This is a genomic window from Pseudomonas sp. NDM, assembly GCF_003105095.1.
In the GTDB taxonomy this organism is placed as follows: Bacteria; Pseudomonadota; Gammaproteobacteria; order Pseudomonadales; family Pseudomonadaceae; genus Aquipseudomonas; species Aquipseudomonas moraviensis_A.
The window spans coordinates 21,852-39,009 of the sequence record NZ_QETJ01000013.1 but is presented as its reverse complement, the minus strand read 5'-3'; the positions used below and the strand labels follow the sequence as shown (position 1 = coordinate 39,009).

At 61.5% G+C, this 17,158-nt stretch carries 18 protein-coding genes; 10 read left to right on the top strand and 8 right to left on the bottom strand.

All coding sequences use genetic code 11. From position 1 onward, the window contains the following. The first annotated feature begins 303 nt into the window (after positions 1-303). From coxB to DCO47_RS05385, 4 genes are all read left to right on the top strand, one after another. The gene (gene coxB / locus DCO47_RS05400) at positions 304-1,431 is read left to right on the top strand and encodes a cytochrome c oxidase subunit II (protein WP_042609003.1); all 1,128 of its coding nucleotides are present in this window, start codon (positions 304-306) and stop codon (positions 1,429-1,431) included. Positions 1,432-1,513: 82 nt separating this feature from the next. Continuing rightward, the gene (ctaD, locus tag DCO47_RS05395) at positions 1,514-3,100 is read left to right on the top strand and encodes a cytochrome c oxidase subunit I (RefSeq protein ID WP_042609004.1); all 1,587 of its coding nucleotides are present in this window, start codon (positions 1,514-1,516) and stop codon (positions 3,098-3,100) included. Positions 3,101-3,255: 155 nt separating this feature from the next. Continuing rightward, a complete protein-coding gene (locus tag DCO47_RS05390) occupies positions 3,256-3,807 on the top strand; it encodes a cytochrome c oxidase assembly protein (protein ID WP_039757111.1) in 552 nt (183 codons plus the stop codon). A 25-nt stretch (positions 3,808-3,832) separates the two neighbouring features. Continuing rightward, a complete protein-coding gene (locus tag DCO47_RS05385; protein WP_116657657.1) occupies positions 3,833-4,720 on the top strand; it encodes a cytochrome c oxidase subunit 3 in 888 nt (295 codons plus the stop codon). An 83-nt stretch (positions 4,721-4,803) separates the two neighbouring features. Here the strand turns inward: DCO47_RS05385 and DCO47_RS05380 are convergent, their stop codons facing one another. Further along, positions 4,804-5,007: a twin transmembrane helix small protein gene (locus DCO47_RS05380; RefSeq protein WP_016772330.1), complete on the bottom strand. Its 204-nt coding sequence runs from the start codon at positions 5,005-5,007 to the stop codon at positions 4,804-4,806. A 70-nt stretch (positions 5,008-5,077) separates the two neighbouring features. On the opposite strand from DCO47_RS05380, the gene DCO47_RS05375 reads away from it, so the two are divergent. Genes DCO47_RS05375 through DCO47_RS05355 form a run of 5 tightly spaced genes read left to right on the top strand, consistent with a single transcriptional unit; the run spans position 5,078 to position 8,986 of the window. Continuing rightward, positions 5,078-5,818: an SURF1 family protein gene (locus DCO47_RS05375; protein ID WP_116657656.1), complete on the top strand. Its 741-nt coding sequence runs from the start codon at positions 5,078-5,080 to the stop codon at positions 5,816-5,818. Next, entirely contained in the window at positions 5,784-6,377 is a 594-nt protein-coding gene (locus tag DCO47_RS05370; protein ID WP_116657655.1) for a hypothetical protein, read from the top strand. The genes DCO47_RS05375 and DCO47_RS05370 overlap by 35 nt, the downstream gene beginning before the upstream one ends. A 10-nt stretch (positions 6,378-6,387) precedes the next feature. Continuing rightward, positions 6,388-7,467, top strand: a complete 1,080-nt coding sequence (locus DCO47_RS05365) for a heme A synthase (protein ID WP_042609008.1) — start codon at positions 6,388-6,390, stop codon at positions 7,465-7,467. Then, entirely contained in the window at positions 7,455-8,354 is a 900-nt protein-coding gene (cyoE, locus tag DCO47_RS05360; RefSeq protein WP_116657654.1) for a heme o synthase, read from the top strand. The genes DCO47_RS05365 and cyoE overlap by 13 nt, the downstream gene beginning before the upstream one ends. After that, the gene (locus DCO47_RS05355; RefSeq protein WP_083353913.1) at positions 8,351-8,986 is read left to right on the top strand and encodes an SCO family protein; all 636 of its coding nucleotides are present in this window, start codon (positions 8,351-8,353) and stop codon (positions 8,984-8,986) included. The genes cyoE and DCO47_RS05355 overlap by 4 nt, the downstream gene beginning before the upstream one ends. A gap of 325 nt (positions 8,987-9,311) precedes the next feature. Here DCO47_RS05355 and DCO47_RS05350 read toward each other — a convergent pair whose 3' ends face one another. The 3 genes from DCO47_RS05350 to DCO47_RS05340 all read right to left on the bottom strand — a co-directional run bounded on the left by DCO47_RS05350 (position 9,312) and on the right by DCO47_RS05340 (position 11,829). Further along, the gene (locus DCO47_RS05350; protein WP_042609011.1) at positions 9,312-10,082 is read right to left on the bottom strand and encodes a MetQ/NlpA family ABC transporter substrate-binding protein; all 771 of its coding nucleotides are present in this window, start codon (positions 10,080-10,082) and stop codon (positions 9,312-9,314) included. A gap of 65 nt (positions 10,083-10,147) precedes the next feature. Then, positions 10,148-10,822 (bottom strand): methionine ABC transporter permease, encoded by a 675-nt coding sequence (locus tag DCO47_RS05345; protein WP_016772337.1) that lies wholly within the window; start codon positions 10,820-10,822, stop codon positions 10,148-10,150. Then, on the bottom strand, positions 10,822-11,829 hold the full coding sequence (locus DCO47_RS05340; protein WP_016772338.1) for a methionine ABC transporter ATP-binding protein: 1,008 nt from the start codon (positions 11,827-11,829) through the stop codon (positions 10,822-10,824). Before DCO47_RS05340 ends, DCO47_RS05345 begins: the two co-directional genes overlap by 1 nt. Positions 11,830-12,091: 262 nt before the next feature. Between DCO47_RS05340 and katE the strand changes: the two genes are divergently transcribed. Further along, the gene (gene katE / locus DCO47_RS05335) at positions 12,092-14,233 is read left to right on the top strand and encodes a catalase HPII (protein WP_024014993.1); all 2,142 of its coding nucleotides are present in this window, start codon (positions 12,092-12,094) and stop codon (positions 14,231-14,233) included. Between the two features lie 95 nt (positions 14,234-14,328). Here katE and DCO47_RS05330 read toward each other — a convergent pair whose 3' ends face one another. Genes DCO47_RS05330 through DCO47_RS05315 form a run of 4 tightly spaced genes read right to left on the bottom strand, consistent with a single transcriptional unit; the run spans position 14,329 to position 17,128 of the window. Further along, complete coding sequence (locus DCO47_RS05330; RefSeq protein ID WP_042608299.1) at positions 14,329-15,042, bottom strand: PA5502 family lipoprotein; 714 nt, start codon at positions 15,040-15,042, stop codon at positions 14,329-14,331. Positions 15,043-15,079: 37 nt separating this feature from the next. Then, positions 15,080-15,868 (bottom strand): zinc ABC transporter permease subunit ZnuB, encoded by a 789-nt coding sequence (gene znuB, locus DCO47_RS05325; RefSeq protein WP_016772340.1) that lies wholly within the window; start codon positions 15,866-15,868, stop codon positions 15,080-15,082. Continuing rightward, the gene (gene znuC, locus DCO47_RS05320) at positions 15,861-16,646 is read right to left on the bottom strand and encodes a zinc ABC transporter ATP-binding protein ZnuC (protein ID WP_101159662.1); all 786 of its coding nucleotides are present in this window, start codon (positions 16,644-16,646) and stop codon (positions 15,861-15,863) included. Before znuC ends, znuB begins: the two co-directional genes overlap by 8 nt. Continuing rightward, the gene (locus DCO47_RS05315) at positions 16,646-17,128 is read right to left on the bottom strand and encodes a Fur family transcriptional regulator (RefSeq protein WP_042608298.1); all 483 of its coding nucleotides are present in this window, start codon (positions 17,126-17,128) and stop codon (positions 16,646-16,648) included. Before DCO47_RS05315 ends, znuC begins: the two co-directional genes overlap by 1 nt. Between the last annotated feature and the right edge of the window lie 30 nt (positions 17,129-17,158).

Genomic DNA, 17,158 nt, shown 5'->3' with positions numbered 1-17,158 from the left:
AGACGCATTTGTCATAATTATTTCATCCTTGATGCAGCTGCGTTATATCCATTTGCCACCACTCGTCTGCATCCTTCTCCAATCGGGCACTTGAACGCAAGCGCCAGTTGTTGCAGCTCATTTACCTGCGCAAGTTGCATTTCCCGGGCGCTGTCTATACTCGCCAATGAATGGAGTTAGCTGATGACGCCCGACTGCACCCGCAGCAAGGCCCGGCGATTCAAGTTCGTAGTCTGATGCAGCCGCTCCCTTGCCGCAGGCGATACGCCGGCGGGATAACAAGAACGATAAGGGGAACCCGCAATGATGCGACATCCACATGTCTGGATGGGCCTCCTGTTGTGGTCGATTTTCAGCCCTGCCAATGCGGCCTGGACTGTGAATATGGCGCCTGGAGCGACTGAAATCAGTCACGCAGTATTCGACCTGCACATGACCATTTTCTGGATCTGTGTGGTGATCGGGGTGGTCGTCTTCGGCGCCATGCTCTGGTCGATGATGGTGCACCGCCGCTCCACCGGCCAGGTCGCGGCGAAATTCCATGAAAGCACCGGCGTCGAGATCATGTGGACCATCGTGCCGCTGCTGATCCTCGTGGCCATGGCCGTCCCCGCCACCGCGACGCTGATCAAGATGTACGACACCAGCGAGCCGGACATCGATATCCAGATCACCGGTTATCAGTGGAAGTGGCACTACAAATACCTGGGCCAGGACGTCGAGTTCTTCAGCAACCTGGCCACCCCCGCCGAGCAGATCCACAACAAGGAAGCCAAAGGCGAGCATTACCTGCTCGAAGTCGATAAGCCGCTGGTGCTGCCGACCGGCGCCAAGGTGCGCTTTCTGGTGACCTCGGCCGACGTCATTCACTCCTGGTGGGTACCGGCGTTTGCGGTCAAGCGCGATGCGATCCCGGGATTCGTCAACGAAGCCTGGACGCGGATCGACAAGCCCGGCCTCTACCGTGGCCAGTGCGCCGAATTGTGCGGCAAGGATCACGGCTTCATGCCGATCGTGGTCGAGGTCAAGGAACCGGCCGATTACGAAAAATGGCTCGCCGAGCGCAAGGCCGAGGCCGCGCAACTCAAAGAACTGACCAGCAAGGAGTGGACCCTCGACGAGCTCAAGGAGCGCGGCGACAAGGTCTACCACACCACTTGCGTGGCCTGTCACCAGGCTGAAGGCCAGGGTCTGCCGCCGATGTTCCCGGCGCTCAAGGGCTCGAAAATCGCCACCGGGCCGATCAAGGATCACCTGGGCATTGTCTTCCACGGCAAACCCGGCACCGCCATGGCGGCGTTCGGCAAACAGCTGTCGGAAGTCGATATCGCAGCGGTCGTGACCTATGAACGTAACGCCTGGGGCAACAATAAGGGCGACATGGTCACGCCAAAAGAAGTGCTGGAGCTGAAACAGGCGGAAAGCAAATGAGCCGGTCAATTGCGTACTCAGTGAACCGGTCGGGGCAGCACGTCCCGGCCTGCCCCGTGCACTTTCGTGAAGGAGACCGGCCATGAGCGCTGTCATCGATGACCACGGTCACGCCGACCACGCCCACGGCCCCGCCAAAGGCCTGATGCGCTGGGTGCTGACCACCAACCACAAGGACATCGGCACGCTGTACCTGTGGTTTGCCTTCTGCATGTTCCTGCTCGGCGGCTCGTTCGCCATGGTCATTCGCGCCGAGTTGTTCCAGCCCGGCCTGCAGATCGTGCAGCCGGAATTCTTCAACCAGATGACCACCATGCACGGCCTGGTCATGGTGTTCGGTGCGGTGATGCCGGCGTTCGTCGGCCTCGCCAACTGGATGATCCCGCTGATGGTCGGCGCGCCGGACATGGCCCTGCCGCGGATGAACAACTTCAGCTTCTGGCTGTTGCCGGCAGCATTCCTGCTGCTGGTCTCGACGCTGTTTACCCCCGGTGGCGGGCCGAATTTCGGCTGGACCTTTTACGCGCCGCTGTCGACGACCTATGCGCCGGAAAGCGTGACGTTCTTCATCTTCGCCATCCACTTGATGGGGATCAGTTCGATCATGGGCGCGATCAACGTGGTCGCAACCATCCTCAACCTGCGCGCACCCGGCATGACCCTGATGAAAATGCCGCTGTTCGTCTGGACCTGGCTGATCACCGCGTTCCTGCTGATCGCAGTGATGCCGGTGCTCGCCGGGTGCGTGACGATGATGCTCATGGACATCCACTTCGGCACCAGTTTCTTCAGCGCTGCCGGCGGTGGTGACCCGGTGCTGTTCCAGCATGTGTTCTGGTTCTTCGGCCACCCCGAGGTGTACATCATGATCCTGCCGGCGTTCGGCGCGGTCAGCCAGATCATCCCGACCTTCGCGCGCAAGCCGCTGTTCGGCTACACCTCGATGGTCTACGCCACGGCGAGCATCGCGTTCCTTTCGTTCATCGTCTGGGCGCACCACATGTTCGTGGTCGGCATTCCGCTGGTGGGCGAGTTGTTCTTCATGTACGCGACCATGCTGATCGCCGTGCCGACCGGGGTGAAAGTCTTCAACTGGGCGAGCACCATGTGGCAAGGCTCGATGACCTTCGAGACACCGATGCTGTTTGCCGTGGCGTTCGTCATCCTGTTCTCGATCGGCGGTTTCTCCGGGCTGATGCTGGCGATCGCCCCGGCGGACTTCCAGTATCAGGACACCTACTTCGTGGTCGCGCACTTCCACTATGTGCTGGTGCCCGGGGCGATCTTCGGCATCTTCGCCTCGGCCTATTACTGGCTGCCGAAATGGACCGGGCACATGTACGACGAAACCCTCGGCAAGCTGCATTTCTGGCTGTCGTTCGTCGGCATGAACCTGACCTTCTTCCCGATGCACTTCGTCGGGCTGGCCGGGATGCCGCGACGGATTCCGGACTACAACCTGCAGTTCGCCGACTTCAACATGGTCTCGTCGATCGGCGCGTTCATGTTCGGCGCCACGCAGATCTTTTTCCTGTTCATCGTCATCAAGACCATCCGTGGCGGCGAACCGGCCCCGGCCAAACCGTGGGATGGCGCCGAAGGGCTGGAGTGGAGCGTGCCGTCACCGGCGCCGTATCACACCTTCACCACACCGCCGGAAGTGAAATGAAACGCTCTTCTGCTACCACATCCCCTGTGGCGAGGGAGCTTGCTCCCGCTGGGTTGCGCAGCAGCCCCAAAGATTCTGTGGGCGCTGCGCACCCAAGCGGGAGCAAGCTCCCTCGCCACAAAAGCTTGCTCGCAGTTTCGGAGGAGGCATGAACCATGGCTGACTCGATCTCGCTGAAGAAACTCGTCACTCGCCTGCTGCTGGTGGTAGTGGCGATGTTCGTCTTCGGTTTCGCGCTGGTGCCGATCTACGACGTGATGTGCAAAGCCTTCGGCATCAACGGCAAGACCGGCGGTCAGTACGAAGGCGAGCAAGTGGTCGACACCTCGCGCCAGGTCCGTGTGCAGTTCCTGTCGACCAACACCGCCGACATGCCCTGGGACTTTTACCCAAAACATGACGAGCTTACGGCCAACCCCGGCGCGGTCAACGAGATGGTATTCATCGCGCGCAATCCCACCGACAAACCGATGAGTGCGCAAGCGGTGCCCAGCATCGCGCCGAGCAATGCGGCGGCGTTTTTCCACAAGACCGAATGCTTTTGTTTTACCCAGCAGGTGCTGCAGCCCGGTGAACAGATCGAGATGCCCGTGCGTTTCATCGTTGACCGCGACATGCCCAAGGAAGTGAAGCACCTGACGCTGTCCTACACGCTGTTCGATATCACCGCCCGACATCCTCCGGTGGCTGTTAACACTGGCGGTTGAGCGTGCCCGATAAGGAGAACAATAAATGGCAACTCGTGAGCATTATTACGTCCCGGCCCAGAGCAAATGGCCGATCGTCGCCACGGTCGGGATGTTCGTCACCGTGTACGGCCTCGCCACCTGGTTCAACGATCTGAAGGCCGCGCGTCCGGAATCCCACGGCCCGCTGATCTTTTTCGTCGGCGGCCTGCTGCTGGCGTACATGCTGTTCGGCTGGTTCGGTGCGGTGATCAAGGAAAGTCGCGCAGGGTTGTACAGCCCGCAACTGGATCGCTCGTTCCGCTGGGGCATGAGCTGGTTCATCTTTTCCGAAGTGATGTTCTTCGTCGCCTTCTTCGGCGCGCTGTTCTACGTGCGCCACGTATCCGGGCCGGCGCTGGGCGGTGAAGGACCGAAAGGCATCGCGCACATGCTCTGGCCGAACTTCGAATTCGTCTGGCCGCTGCTGCACACGCCAGACCCGAAACTGTTCCCGCCGCCCAAGGACGTCATCAGCCCGTGGGGCCTGCCGCTGCTCAACACGATCCTGCTGGTCAGCTCCAGCGTGACCATCACCATCGCCCACCATGCGCTGAAGAAAGGCCATCGCGGCGCGCTGAAACTGTGGCTGGCGATTACCGTGCTGCTGGGCATCGCGTTCCTCGGTTTCCAGGCCGAGGAATACATCCACGCCTACAAGGAGCTGGGGCTGACCCTCGGCTCCGGCATCTACGGCGCGACGTTCTTCATGCTCACCGGGTTCCACGGCGCCCACGTGACCATCGGCACGATCATCCTGTTCGTGATGCTGATGCGGATCATGAAGGGCCATTTCGACAACGAGCACCAGTTCGGCTTTGAAGCGGCGAGCTGGTATTGGCACTTCGTCGACGTGGTCTGGATCGGCTTGTTCTTCTTCGTTTATGTGCTTTGACAGCAGCTGCAAGTGGCGAGCTGCAAGCTTCAAGTCAAAGCGGGATGGCTTCCAACTTGTAGCTTGCCGCTTGCCGCTTGCAGCTACCACGGCGCATGGGACACCAACTGGCCGCTGTAGAAACCCCAGGCCATCAGGCCGACGGTGACGACGGCCAGGGCCACCCGAACACTCAGGGCGATGACCAGGCGATTGGAGCTGCTGTCGTCCTTGACCAGGAAAAACAGGCCGCTGAACAGGCTGACGACCGTGGCAATCAGCATCAGGACGATCGCTGCTTTGAACATGGCAAGACTCCGGGGGACAGGCGATGCACTTGAGTATAGCGATCGCGGTGACTGACTTTATGGCGCGGCCATGAAGCGCTTTCGCCCGGGCGTGATTCCCACTGTCGTGGTGGCACTGTTGCTGCCGCTGATGGTTGCGCTGGGCTTCTGGCAACTGGGCCGGGGCGCGGAGAAAACTGCGCTGCTCGCCAGTTACGCCGAACGTCGGGTAGGCGAACCGATGGCCAGCAGTGAATTGCTCGGCAGCGCCGACCCGGCTTATCGCCGCGTGCGCCTGCACGGTCAGTTCGACCCCGCCCATACCCTGTTGCTCGACAACCGCCAGCGTGGCGGCAAGGTCGGCGTTGAATTGCTGCAACCGTTTCAGGATCAACGCAGCGGTCTGTGGCTGCTGGTCAATCGCGGCTGGTTGCCTTGGCCCGACCGGCGTGTGCCGCCGCAATTCACGACACCCGCCGAGACGCTGACGCTCGATGCCTGGGTGTACGTCGCCCCCGGCGCGACGTTTCAGTTGCACGCCGACCCGGTCAGCAGTGTCTGGCCGCAAACCATCACCGCCGTCGAGCCGAGCAAATTGTGGCAGACCCTGGAGCGCGACGGTTTCGCCTTTGAGCTGCGCGCCGAACCCGGCCCGGCCAGCTATCAAACGGACTGGCCGGTGGTCGCGATGGGCCCGGAAAAACACCTCGGCTATGCCGTGCAATGGTTCGCCATGGCCACGGCGTTGCTCGGTCTCTATCTCTATTTGGGCTGGCACAACGCAAAGGAGAAACGCCATGGGAAGCGCCATGAATCCACTCAGCATGTCTGAGGCCAAACCTGCCCCCAGCCGCCGGCGCGGGCGCATTCAGTTGCTGTTGATTGTGCTCGGTGTGGTCGGGCCGATGCTCCTCGCCACCGGCATGTACAAATTGCAGTTCTGGGTGCCGGAAGGGCGCAGCTACCACGGCGAACTGATCGGCAACGGCCAGACCCGCGCCGACCTTGGCGTGCAGGCCGATGAGCAGCGCTGGCAGATTCTGGTCACGGCGCCGAAGGACTGCGCTGTCGATTGCCAGCAACTGGTGTATCTGGCGCGGCAGATCCAGATCAGCCTCGGCCGCGAAGCCGGGCGCGCCAGCCACGCCCTCGCCGCCGCGCAACCTTTGAGCACCGACTACGCCGCCAAGCTCGACCGTGAATACCCGCAACTGCAGCGTTACCCACTGGATGCCGGGGTGTTTGCCAGGACCACCGGCGACAAAGCCGTGCCGCAGCTGTGGATCGTCGACCCCCACGGCAATCTGGTATTGCGTTACGAGCCGAATGTGAAGGGCAAGGATCTGCTCAACGACCTGCGTCATCTGCTGAAACTGTCGAACATCGGATAAGGGCATCGTCATGGCCAAACCTGGATTTCGCCTCGCGCTGTTTGCCACCCTGCTGGCACTGGTTGTGGTGCTGCTCGGTGCCTACACCCGCCTGACCCACGCCGGCCTCGGCTGCCCGGACTGGCCGGGCTGCTACGGGTTTATCAGCGTGCCGAAAAGCGAGGCGCAACTGGCCCATGCCGAACTGCATTTCCCTGATGCGCCGGTGGAGGCGCACAAGGGCTGGAACGAGATGATCCACCGCTACTTCGCCGGCACCCTCGGTTTGCTCATTTCAGTGCTGGCCGGGCGCGCGTGGGTCAATCGTCGCGATCCGGGGCAACCGGTAAAGTTGCCGCTGTTTCTGCTGGCAGTCGTCATCGCCCAGGCGGCGTTCGGCATGTGGACGGTGACGCTCAAGCTCTGGCCGCAAGTGGTCACCGGGCATTTGCTCGGCGGTTTCGCCACGTTGAGTCTGCTGTTTCTGTTGACGCTGAGGTTGTCCGGCGTGCTGCCAGCGCTGACCGTGCCCAAGCGCCTGCAATATTGGGCGACGGCGGGTCTGTTGCTGGTGATCGGCCAGATCGCGTTGGGCGGCTGGGTCAGCTCCAATTACGCAGCGGTGGCGTGCATCGACTTCCCCACCTGCCATGGCCAATGGCTGCCGCCGGCGGATTTCGCCAACGGTTTTCACCTGACCCAGCACATCGGTCCGAATTATCTCGGCGGCCAACTGGATAGCGACGCGCGCACGGCGATTCACCTGACCCACCGCATCGGCGCTCTGCTGGTGACGGTCGTGCTGCTCGGTCTGGCCTGGCAATTGAAGATGGTCGGCATGACGCGCCTGGCCGGGCTGGTGCTGATCGCCCTCGCCGCGCAGATCACCCTCGGCATCAGCAATGTGCTGTTCCATCTGCCGCTGCCGGTGGCCGTCGCCCATAACGCCGGCGGGGCCGCGCTGTTGCTAACCTTGGTGCTGGTCAATTATCACGCGCGCACCAGCCTGTTGCGGGTGACCCAACCGGTACTCGCGCGCTGGCGCTTCAGTGCGCACAAACCCGCCGTCGCGCCCATCGCATTGAAAGGAGAAACTCCATGGCGAGTCTGATCGGCGAGCGTCCGGCGCAAGCGCTGTGGCGCGATTATCTGGAGCTGACCAAACCGAAAGTCGTGGTGCTGATGCTGATCACCTCGCTGGTCGGCATGTTCCTCGCCACCCGCGCGGGCGTACCGTGGACAGTGCTGGTGTTTGGCAATCTGGGCATCGCCTTGTGTGCCGGTGGTGCGGCGGCGGTCAATCATGTGGTCGATCGGCGCATCGATGCGGTAATGGCGCGCACGCACAAACGTCCGCTGGCCGAAGGCCGGGTTTCACCGGCGGCGGCGCTGACCTTCGCCCTGGTGCTAGCGTTGCTCGGACAGGCGCTGCTGCTGACCTTCACCAATCAGCTGACCGCGTGGCTGACCCTCGCATCGCTGCTCGGTTACGCGGTGGTCTACACCGGTTTTCTCAAACGTGCGACGCCGCAGAACATCGTCATCGGCGGCCTCGCGGGCGCAGCCCCACCGCTGCTCGGTTGGACCGCCGCCACCGGCCATGTCAGCGCCGAACCGCTGTTGCTGGTGCTGATCATCTTCGCCTGGACCCCGCCGCATTTCTGGGCGCTGGCGATTCATCGCAAGGAAGAATATGCCAAGGCGGATATTCCGATGCTGCCGGTCACTCACGGCGAGCACTACACCAAAGTGCACATTCTGCTGTACACCTTTGCGCTGCTGGCGGTGAGTCTGCTGCCCTACGTGATTCACATGAGCGGCGGGCTCTACCTGATCTGCGCGCTGGCCCTGGGCGCGAGGTTTCTGCAATGGGCCGTGGTGCTGTACCGTGGCAGTCGACCGCACGCGGCGATCAACACCTTCAAGTACTCTATCTGGTACTTGTTCCTGTTGTTCATCGCCCTGCTCGTAGACCACTACTTACTGTTGAACCTATGACCCGAACCCAGAAAACCGTCTTCATCCTCGTCGCCGTGATCGCGTTGATCCTCGGGCTTACCGTCAACAAGGTGCTGAGCGGCAAAGGCCAGGGCGACCCCACGGCACTGATCGACGCCGGGATCATCCTGCTGCCGCAGAGCCGCAACCTGCCGGACGTGACCATGACCGATCAGGACGGCAAACCGGTTGCGATCGATGAGCTGAAAGGCAAGTGGAGCCTGTTGTTCTTCGGCTACACCTTCTGCCCGGACATCTGCCCGACCACGCTGGCACAACTGCGACAGATCAAGAGCGAATTGCCGAAAGACGCTGTGGACAAGTTGCAGATCGTGCTGGTCAGCGTTGACCCCAACCGCGATAACCCGAAGCAGTTGAAGCAGTATCTGGGCTATTTTGATCCGCAGTTTGTCGGCCTGACACCGACCTCGATTGAAGAGCTGCAGAAGGTCGCGAACGCGGTGAGTATTCCGTTTATTCCGGCGGATACCAGTAAGCCGAATTACACCGTCGATCATAGCGGCAATCTGGCGGTGATCGGGCCGGACGGGACGCAGCGTGGGTTTATTCGGGCACCGTTGAATAACGCCAAACTGGTTGCGCAACTTCCGGTGATGCTTAACCGCAAATAAAAGCTGAAGAGCGAAAAGCCCCTCACCCTAGCCCTCTCCCAGAGGGAGAGGGGACTGATTGGGGGATATTGGGGAGCCACACCGAATTGAACGTCCTGCTTTGAATCCATAATCGCCAAGATCGGTCAGGTCGATGTGCTGTGCCGAATCCATAATCGACTCGATCTTTCAGGTCGATGCATAGCGCAAGACATCTCGGTCGGCCCCCTCTCCCTCCGGGAGAGGGCTGGGGTGAGGGGTCGCTTCACAACAGCTCTAAAGCCAAGCATCAGACAAAAAAAGGGGCGCATATAAATGCGCCCCTTTTTCATTGCAGCAACCCAAATCAGAACGCCGGCAATACCGCGCCTTTGTACTTCTCGGTAATGAACTGCTTCACTTCCGGGCTGTGCAGGGCTGCAGCCAGTTTCTTCATCGCGTCGCTGTCCTTGTTGTCCGGGCGGGACACGAGGATGTTTACGTACGGCGAGTCGTTGCCTTCGATCACCAGCGCATCCTTGGACGGGTCGAGCTTGGCTTCCAGCGCATAGTTGGTGTTGATCAGTGCCAGATCGACCTGGGTCAGCACACGCGGAATGGTTGCGGCTTCCAGTTCACGGAATTTCAGGTCTTTCGGGTTCGTCGCGATGTCCTTGAGGGTCGACAGGATATTGGTCGGGTCCTTCAGGGTGATCACGCCCGCCTTGGCCAGCAGCATCAGTGCACGGCCGCCGTTGGTGGCGTCGTTCGGGATTACCACGTTCGCACCGCTAGGCAGCTCTTCGATTTTTTTAAGCTTGCTCGAGTACGCACCCAGCGGTTCCAGGTGCACGCCGGTCACAGCGACCAGATCAGTGCCCTTGGCCTTGTTGAACTCATCAAGGTACGGCTGGTGCTGGAAGAAGTTGGCGTCGAGGCGCTTTTCCGCAACCTGTACGTTCGGCTGAATGTAGTCGGTGAAGACCTTGACCTTAAGATCCACGCCTTCTTTGGCCAGGGCCGGCTTCACGAACTCAAGGATTTCCGCGTGCGGCACCGGGGTGGCGGCGACGGTCAGGGTTTCGGCGTGGGCCGAGAACGCAGCAACGGCAGCGAAAGCAGCGATCAGTTTTTTCATTCAGCTAACTCCTGTTCAGGGCGCCCGCCATCTTGGCCAGCGCCTCTCTAGATGATCGAAACCAGTTATTTGCGCGAGAAATGCACGACCAGACGGTCGCCGACCATTTGCAGCACCTGCACCAGAATCAGCAGCAGCACCACGGTGACGATCATCACGTCGGTCTGGAAACGCTGGTAGCCGAAACGGATCGCCAGGTCACCCAGACCACCAGCGCCAACCACACCGGCCATCGCCGTGTAGGACACCAGTGTAATCGCTGTCACCGTAATCGCTGCGAAGATGCCCGGACGGGCTTCCGGCAACAAGGCGTTCATGATGATCTGCCGCGTGGTCGCGCCCATCGACTGGGTCGCTTCGATGATGCCGCGGTCGACTTCGCGCAGCGCGGTTTCCACCAGACGCGCGAAGAACGGCGTGGCGCCGACCACCAGCGGCGGAATCGCCCCGGCCACGCCCAGCGAGGTGCCGGTAATCAGCACGGTGAACGGGATCATCACGATCAGCAGGATGATGAACGGCAGCGAACGCAAAATGTTCACCACCAGCGACAGCACGGCGTAGAGGCCACGGTTCTCCAGCAACTGACGCGGGCTGCAGAGAAACAGCAGCACGCCCAGCGGCAGGCCGAGCAGCACGGTGAACAGCAGCGAACCGCCGAGCATCAGCATGGTGTCGCCAGTCGCCAGCCAGATTTCGTACCAGTCGATATTGGCGAAGAAACTCATCAGATCAGCCATTAGCGCAACACCTCCATGTGAACGTCAGCGGCGGTGAAGCGGGCAAACGCCGCCTCCATGTCGCCACCGGTGACAGCGAGGGTCAGTTGCCCGTACGGAATGTCTTTGATTCGGTCGATGCGACCGGCAAGGATGCTGTAGTCAACGCCGGTTTCCCGGGCGACGGTGCCGAGCAGCGGCGCGTAGGTCGCTTCGCCCTGGAAGGTCAGGCGCACGATGCGCCCGGGTACATGGGCGAAATCGTCGCGCTGTTCGCTCTCGTCGATCTGCTCGCTTTCCTGGACGAAACGCTTGGTGGTCGGATGCTGCGGATGCAGGAACACATCGGCCACCGGCCCCTGCTCGACGATCACGCCGGCGTCCATCACCGCGACCTGGTCGCAGACGCGACGGATCACGTCCATCTCGTGGGTGATCAGGACGATGGTCAGTTTCAGTTCGCGGTTGATTTCCGCCAGCAGCTGCAGGACCGACGCGGTGGTCTGCGGGTCGAGGGCGCTGGTGGCCTCGTCGCACAGCAGGATCTTCGGTTTGGTCGCCAGCGCACGGGCGATGCCGACGCGCTGTTTCTGGCCGCCGGACAATTGCGCCGGGTACTTCTTCGCGTGGTCGGACAGACCGACCCGCGCCAGCAACTCGGCGACGCGTTGGTTGATTTCACTGCTCGACAGCTCACCGGCCAGGGTCAGCGGCAAGGCAACGTTGTCGGCGACTGTCTTGGAGGCGAGCAGGTTGAAGTGCTGGAAGATCATCCCGACCTGCTGACGGAAACGGCGCAAGCCATTGGCGTCCAGTGCAGTGACTTCTTCGCCGTCGACGATGATCTTGCCGCCACTGGAATCTTCCAGGCGATTGATCAGACGCAGCAGGGTACTTTTGCCCGCACCGGAATGGCCAATCAGGCCGAACACCTGGCCGTTCTCGATGGCGAGACTGGTCGGGTGCAGCGCGGGAATATCCTTACCGGCGACGCGGTAAGTCTTGTGGACGTTTTGAAACTCGATCACGTAGCGAACCTTGTGGGGCGCGTTGGAAAAGGATCAGCGGTTAGCCGGGCGCGCATTTTAGCCTGTCCGTATAGAGGTTCTTAGCATTTATTTCGCAATTATCCTTCGATTTGGCAATAACGCGATCAAAGGTCAGATAAACGGAACGGCTGAAACGCTCATCAGTCACTACTTAAGCGACTTGAAACCCTGGGTGCCGTGCCCGGGAATCACTCAAGGGTCTGCGGAAGGCATCCGGGGCCAAACGAGGAGTTTACGTCTGATGAGCATCAAAAAGCCTGCACCCGATAAAAGCGAAATGGCCGGGACCGATACCCCGGATCGCGCCAACACCAACGCCAAGCTCGACAGCCTGGAAGAGTTCCGTTCAGACGCCACCGGTCAGGCCCTGCGCACCAATCAGGGCGTGAAGATCGCGGACAACCAGAACACCCTCAAAGCCGGGCCGCGCGGGCCGTCGCTGCTGGAAGATTTCATCATGCGTGAAAAGATCACGCACTTTGACCATGAGCGGATTCCGGAGCGCATCGTCCACGCACGCGGTACCGGCGCCCACGGTTTCTTTCAGACCTACGAGAACCATGCAGCGCTGACCAAGGCTGGTTTCCTACAGGATCCGGGCAAGAAGACGCCAGTGTTCGTGCGCTTTTCCACGGTGCAGGGGCCACGGGGTTCCGGCGATACCGTGCGAGACGTGCGCGGCTTTGCAGTGAAATTCTTCACCGACGAAGGCAACTTCGATCTGGTCGGCAACAACATGCCAGTGTTCTTCATTCAGGACGCGATCAAGTTTCCTGATTTCGTGCACGCGGTGAAACCCGAGCCGCACAATGAAATCCCCACCGGCGGCTCGGCTCACGACACGTTCTGGGACTTCGTTTCGCTGGTGCCGGAATCTGCGCACATGGTGATCTGGGCAATGTCCGACCGGGCCATCCCGAAAAGCCTGCGCAGCATGCAGGGTTTCGGCGTGCACACCTTCCGCCTGATCAATGCCGAGGGTAAGTCGCGCTTCGTCAAATTCCACTGGCGCCCAACCGCCGGCACCTGTTCGCTGGTGTGGGACGAGGCGCAGAAGCTCGCCGGGAAAGATACCGACTACCACCGTCGCGACCTGTGGGAAGCGATCGAGATGGGTGACTACCCGGAATGGGAACTGGGCGTGCAGATCGTCGAAGAAGAGAATGAACACGACTTCGACTTCGACATCCTCGACCCGACCAAGATCATTCCCGAAGAAATCGTGCCGATCACCCCGCTGGGCAAAATGACCCTGAATCGCAACCCGGACAACTTCTTCGCGGAAACCGAACAGGTCGCCTTCTGCCCGGGCCACATCGTGCCGGGTATCGACTTCTCCAATGACCCGCTGCTGCAAGGTCGGCTGTTTTCCTACACCGATACGCAGATCAGCCGGCTCGGCGGGCCGAACTTCCATGAGCTGCCGATCAACCGTCCGGTCGCGCCGTTCCACAACGGCCAGCGCGACGCGCAACACCGCACCACTATCGACAAGGGCCGCGCTTCCTACGAGCCGAACTCGATCGACGGCGGCTGGCCGAAAGAGACCCCGCCGGCGGCACAGGACGGTGGTTTCGAGAGCTATCCAGAGCGCATCGACGCCGCGAAGATCCGTCAGCGTAGTGAGTCGTTCAGCGATCACTTCTCTCAGGCGCGGCTGTTCTTCAACAGCATGAGCGACCATGAGAAAGAGCACATCATCGCCGCGTACAGCTTCGAACTGGGCAAGGTCGAGCGTGAGTTCATCCGTGCACGTGAAGTGAACGAGATCCTCGCCAATATCGACCTGACCCTGGCCAAACGCGTGGCGGAGAACCTCGGTTTGCCGGCGCCAGCCAAAGGCACGGTCGAAGTGCGCAAGACCTCGCTTGAGCAGTCGCCAGCGCTGAGCCAGGCCAACCTGCTGCCCGGCAATATCAAGACGCGCAAAGTGGCGATCCTTGCTGCCAACGGTGTTGACGCTGCGGCCATCGATGCGATGAAGAAAGCACTTGAAGCCGAAGGCGCCCACGCGAAACTACTTGGCCCGACCTCGGCGCCAGTGAAGACCGCTGACGGCAAGGCATTGCCGGTGGATGCGTCGATGGAAGGCATGCCTTCAATTGCGTTCGATGCGGTGTTCGTACCGGGTGGCGCAGCGTCGATTACCGCGTTGAGCGGTGACGGTGTGGCGCTGCATTACCTGCTCGAAGCGTACAAGCACCTGAAGGCGATCGCACTGCACGGCGAGGCCAAGCAATTGCAGGACTTGTTGAAGCTGGATGCGGATGCGGGGTTGTTGCAGGGCGCTGATGTCGGCGCGTTGACCAAGCCGTTCTTCGCCGCGATTGGCGAGCATCGGGTCTGGGCGCGGGAGCCTAAGGCCAAGGCGATTCCGGCTTAAGATCTTTATTGGCTGAGAGGACGCTTTCGCGAGCAGGATCGCTCCCACAGGTACGCTGTTGCACCTGTGGGAGCGAGCCTGCTCGCGAAGCTTTTTTAGGGTTTACGCGGGCTCAACACCATCTGCGCCGGCACCGTGCGCAAAATCTGCTTCTCGATCTGCAAATCAAAGTCAGGATCGAGCTTCTTCACTCGCTTGGTCAGCAAGGTCGCCAGCCACGGATAATCCGCGGTGCGTGGGGCCTGGATGCTGACGGCGCACTCATAATTCACCACATCGGCGGCAATCGCATCGAGTTGGCGTTGCAGCTTGTGAATATCACCAATGTTCAGCGCAACCGTGGTGCTCTCGGCAGTGGGGTCGATGACCTTGGCTTTCGGCCGGGCCTCGGCAGCCAGCAGCGCGGCTTCAGCCTTTTCCAGCTCGGCCTTGCGCGCTTCAGTGATCGCGCCGTTGACACCGCCAGTCAGCGCGGGGGCCTTGGGCATCAAGGCGCGGGCACGGCTCAATGCAGTGGCGGCAGCGTTGACATCACCTTTCTGCAGGACGATCTGGCTGCGGCGCAGGTACGCCTCCGCCAACTGCCGCTGATACTGCTCGAGGGATTGATCGTTAGGGGTTTCGGCCTGCAACGCGGCCAACTGGTCTTCGGCGGTGGCCAGTTCGCTGCTGGCCAGGCTTTGCTCCAGCTGTGCGATGGCCGTAGCCCGCGCATCCGGGACTTCAGCCACCGGCGGCGTGCTTTGGCAGGCGCCCAGCAGCACTGAAAATGCGACAAGGAGCAGATAACGGGAGGCGAACGGCTTCATTCCTGCGACTCTCTAATTGCGCAAAAAGCGGCCAAGTCTACACCCCACGACGGGGCAGAACAAAACTCAACAGAAACAGCGCGGCCGCCGTCACCACGATCGACGGCCCCGCCGGGGTGTCCTTGAACCATGACAACGCCAGCCCGCCGCACACCGCGAGCATGCCCAGCAGGCTCGCGCCCAGGGCCATCTGCTCCGGCGAACGGGCGTGACGCTGTGCCGCAGCGGCCGGAATGATCAGCAGCGAAGTGATCAACAATACCCCGACGATTTTCATCGCCACTGCGATCACCACCGCGATCAACAACATCAGTGCCAAGCGCAGACCGGCCACCGGCAGGCCCTCGACCCGCGCCAGTTCTTCGTGCACGGTGACCGCCAGCAGCGGCCGCCACAGCGTCACCAGCAACACCAGCACCGCCGCGGTGCCGCCGAGGATCCACGCCAGGTCGCTCGGACTGATCGCCAGCAGATCGCCAAACAGATAGGCCATCAGGTCGATCCGCACTTCATGCATGAAGCTTAGTACCACCAGGCCGAGAGAGAGCGTGCTCGGTGCAAGAATTCCCAACAGCGTGTCAGACGCCAGTGGCTGGCGCTGTTGCAGGGTCACCAGCAGCACCGCCAGCAGCAGGCACCCGACCGTCACCGCTACAGTCGGGCTGACATCCAGCAGAAAGCCCAGTGCCACGCCGAGCAGCGCGGCGTGGGACAGGGTGTCGCCGAAATAGGCCATGCGCCGCCACACCACAAACGAGCCAAGCGGCCCGGCCACCAGCGCCAGCGCCAGACCTGCAAGCAGGGCATACAAGAGAAAATCAGCCATGCTTGCAGCCGTCTCCATGAACATGAGGTTGCCCGCCCAGCGGGCCTTTGACCACCGAACCGTGCAGGTCGTGGGCGTGGTCGTGATGGTGGTGATAGATCGCCAGGCTCGGCGCATTCTTGCCGAACAGCTCGACGAATGCCGGATCACCGCTGACCTGCTCGGGATGCCCAGAGCAGCAGACGTGGCGGTTGAGGCAGACCACCTGATCGGTGGTGCTCATCACCAGATGCAAATCGTGGGACACCATCAGCACGCCGCAACCGTGGCGGTCGCGCAGACGGGTGATCAGGCTGTAGAGCTCGGCCTGCCCAGCCACGTCGACGCCCTGCACCGGTTCGTCGAGCACCAGCAGCTCAGGCTCACGCAGCAGGGCCCGAGCCAGCAGCACGCGCTGCATTTCGCCGCCGGAAACACTCTGCACCGGGCTGTCGATCACGTGTTCGGCGCCGACTTCCTTCAATGCCGCCAAGGCACGCGGGCGATCCACACCGGGTACCAGGCGCAGAAACCGCAGGACTGACAGCGGCAGCGTCGGATCGACGTGCAGCTTCTGCGGCATGTAGCCGACGCGCAGTTTCGGCTTGCGCCAGACGCTGCCGCTGTTCGGCTTCAACAGCCCGAGCACGGCGCGCACCAGCGTGGTCTTGCCGGCACCGTTGGGACCGATCAGGGTGACGATCTGCCCCGGCTCGACGCTCAGCTCGATGTTGTCCAGCACAGTCTGCCCGGCAAACGTGACGGCGACCTGCTCCAGACGGATCAGCGCATTGCTCATCAGGCCCCCTGGCAACCGGCGCACAGGCCGACCACTTCGACCGTCTGCGCTTCGACGATGAAGCCGACGTCTTTGGCGCTGCTGATGATTGCGTCGCTGATCACTTTTTGCTCAAGTTCGATAGCGGCGTGACAGTCGCGGCAGATCAGGAACTGACCCTGATGCGCATGCTCCGGATGCACGCAGCCGACAAAGGCGTTGAGCGACGAGATGCGATGAACCAGGCCGTTTTCCAGGAGGAAATCCAGCGCGCGGTACACGGTCGGCGGCGCGGCCCGGCGGCCGTCCTGCTCGCTGAGCACGGCGAGGATGTCGTAGGCACCCAGTGGCTTGTGGCTCTGCCAGACCAATTCCAGCACGCGGCGGCGCAGAGCGGTCAGACGCAAACCTTTCTGCGCGCACAAGGTATCGGCCTCGGACAAAGCGCTGTGCACGCAATGGGAGTGATCGTGGGGACGGCTGGCAATCGGTGTAATAGGCATGAGCGGCGACGAGATTTGCTGGAGACGTTA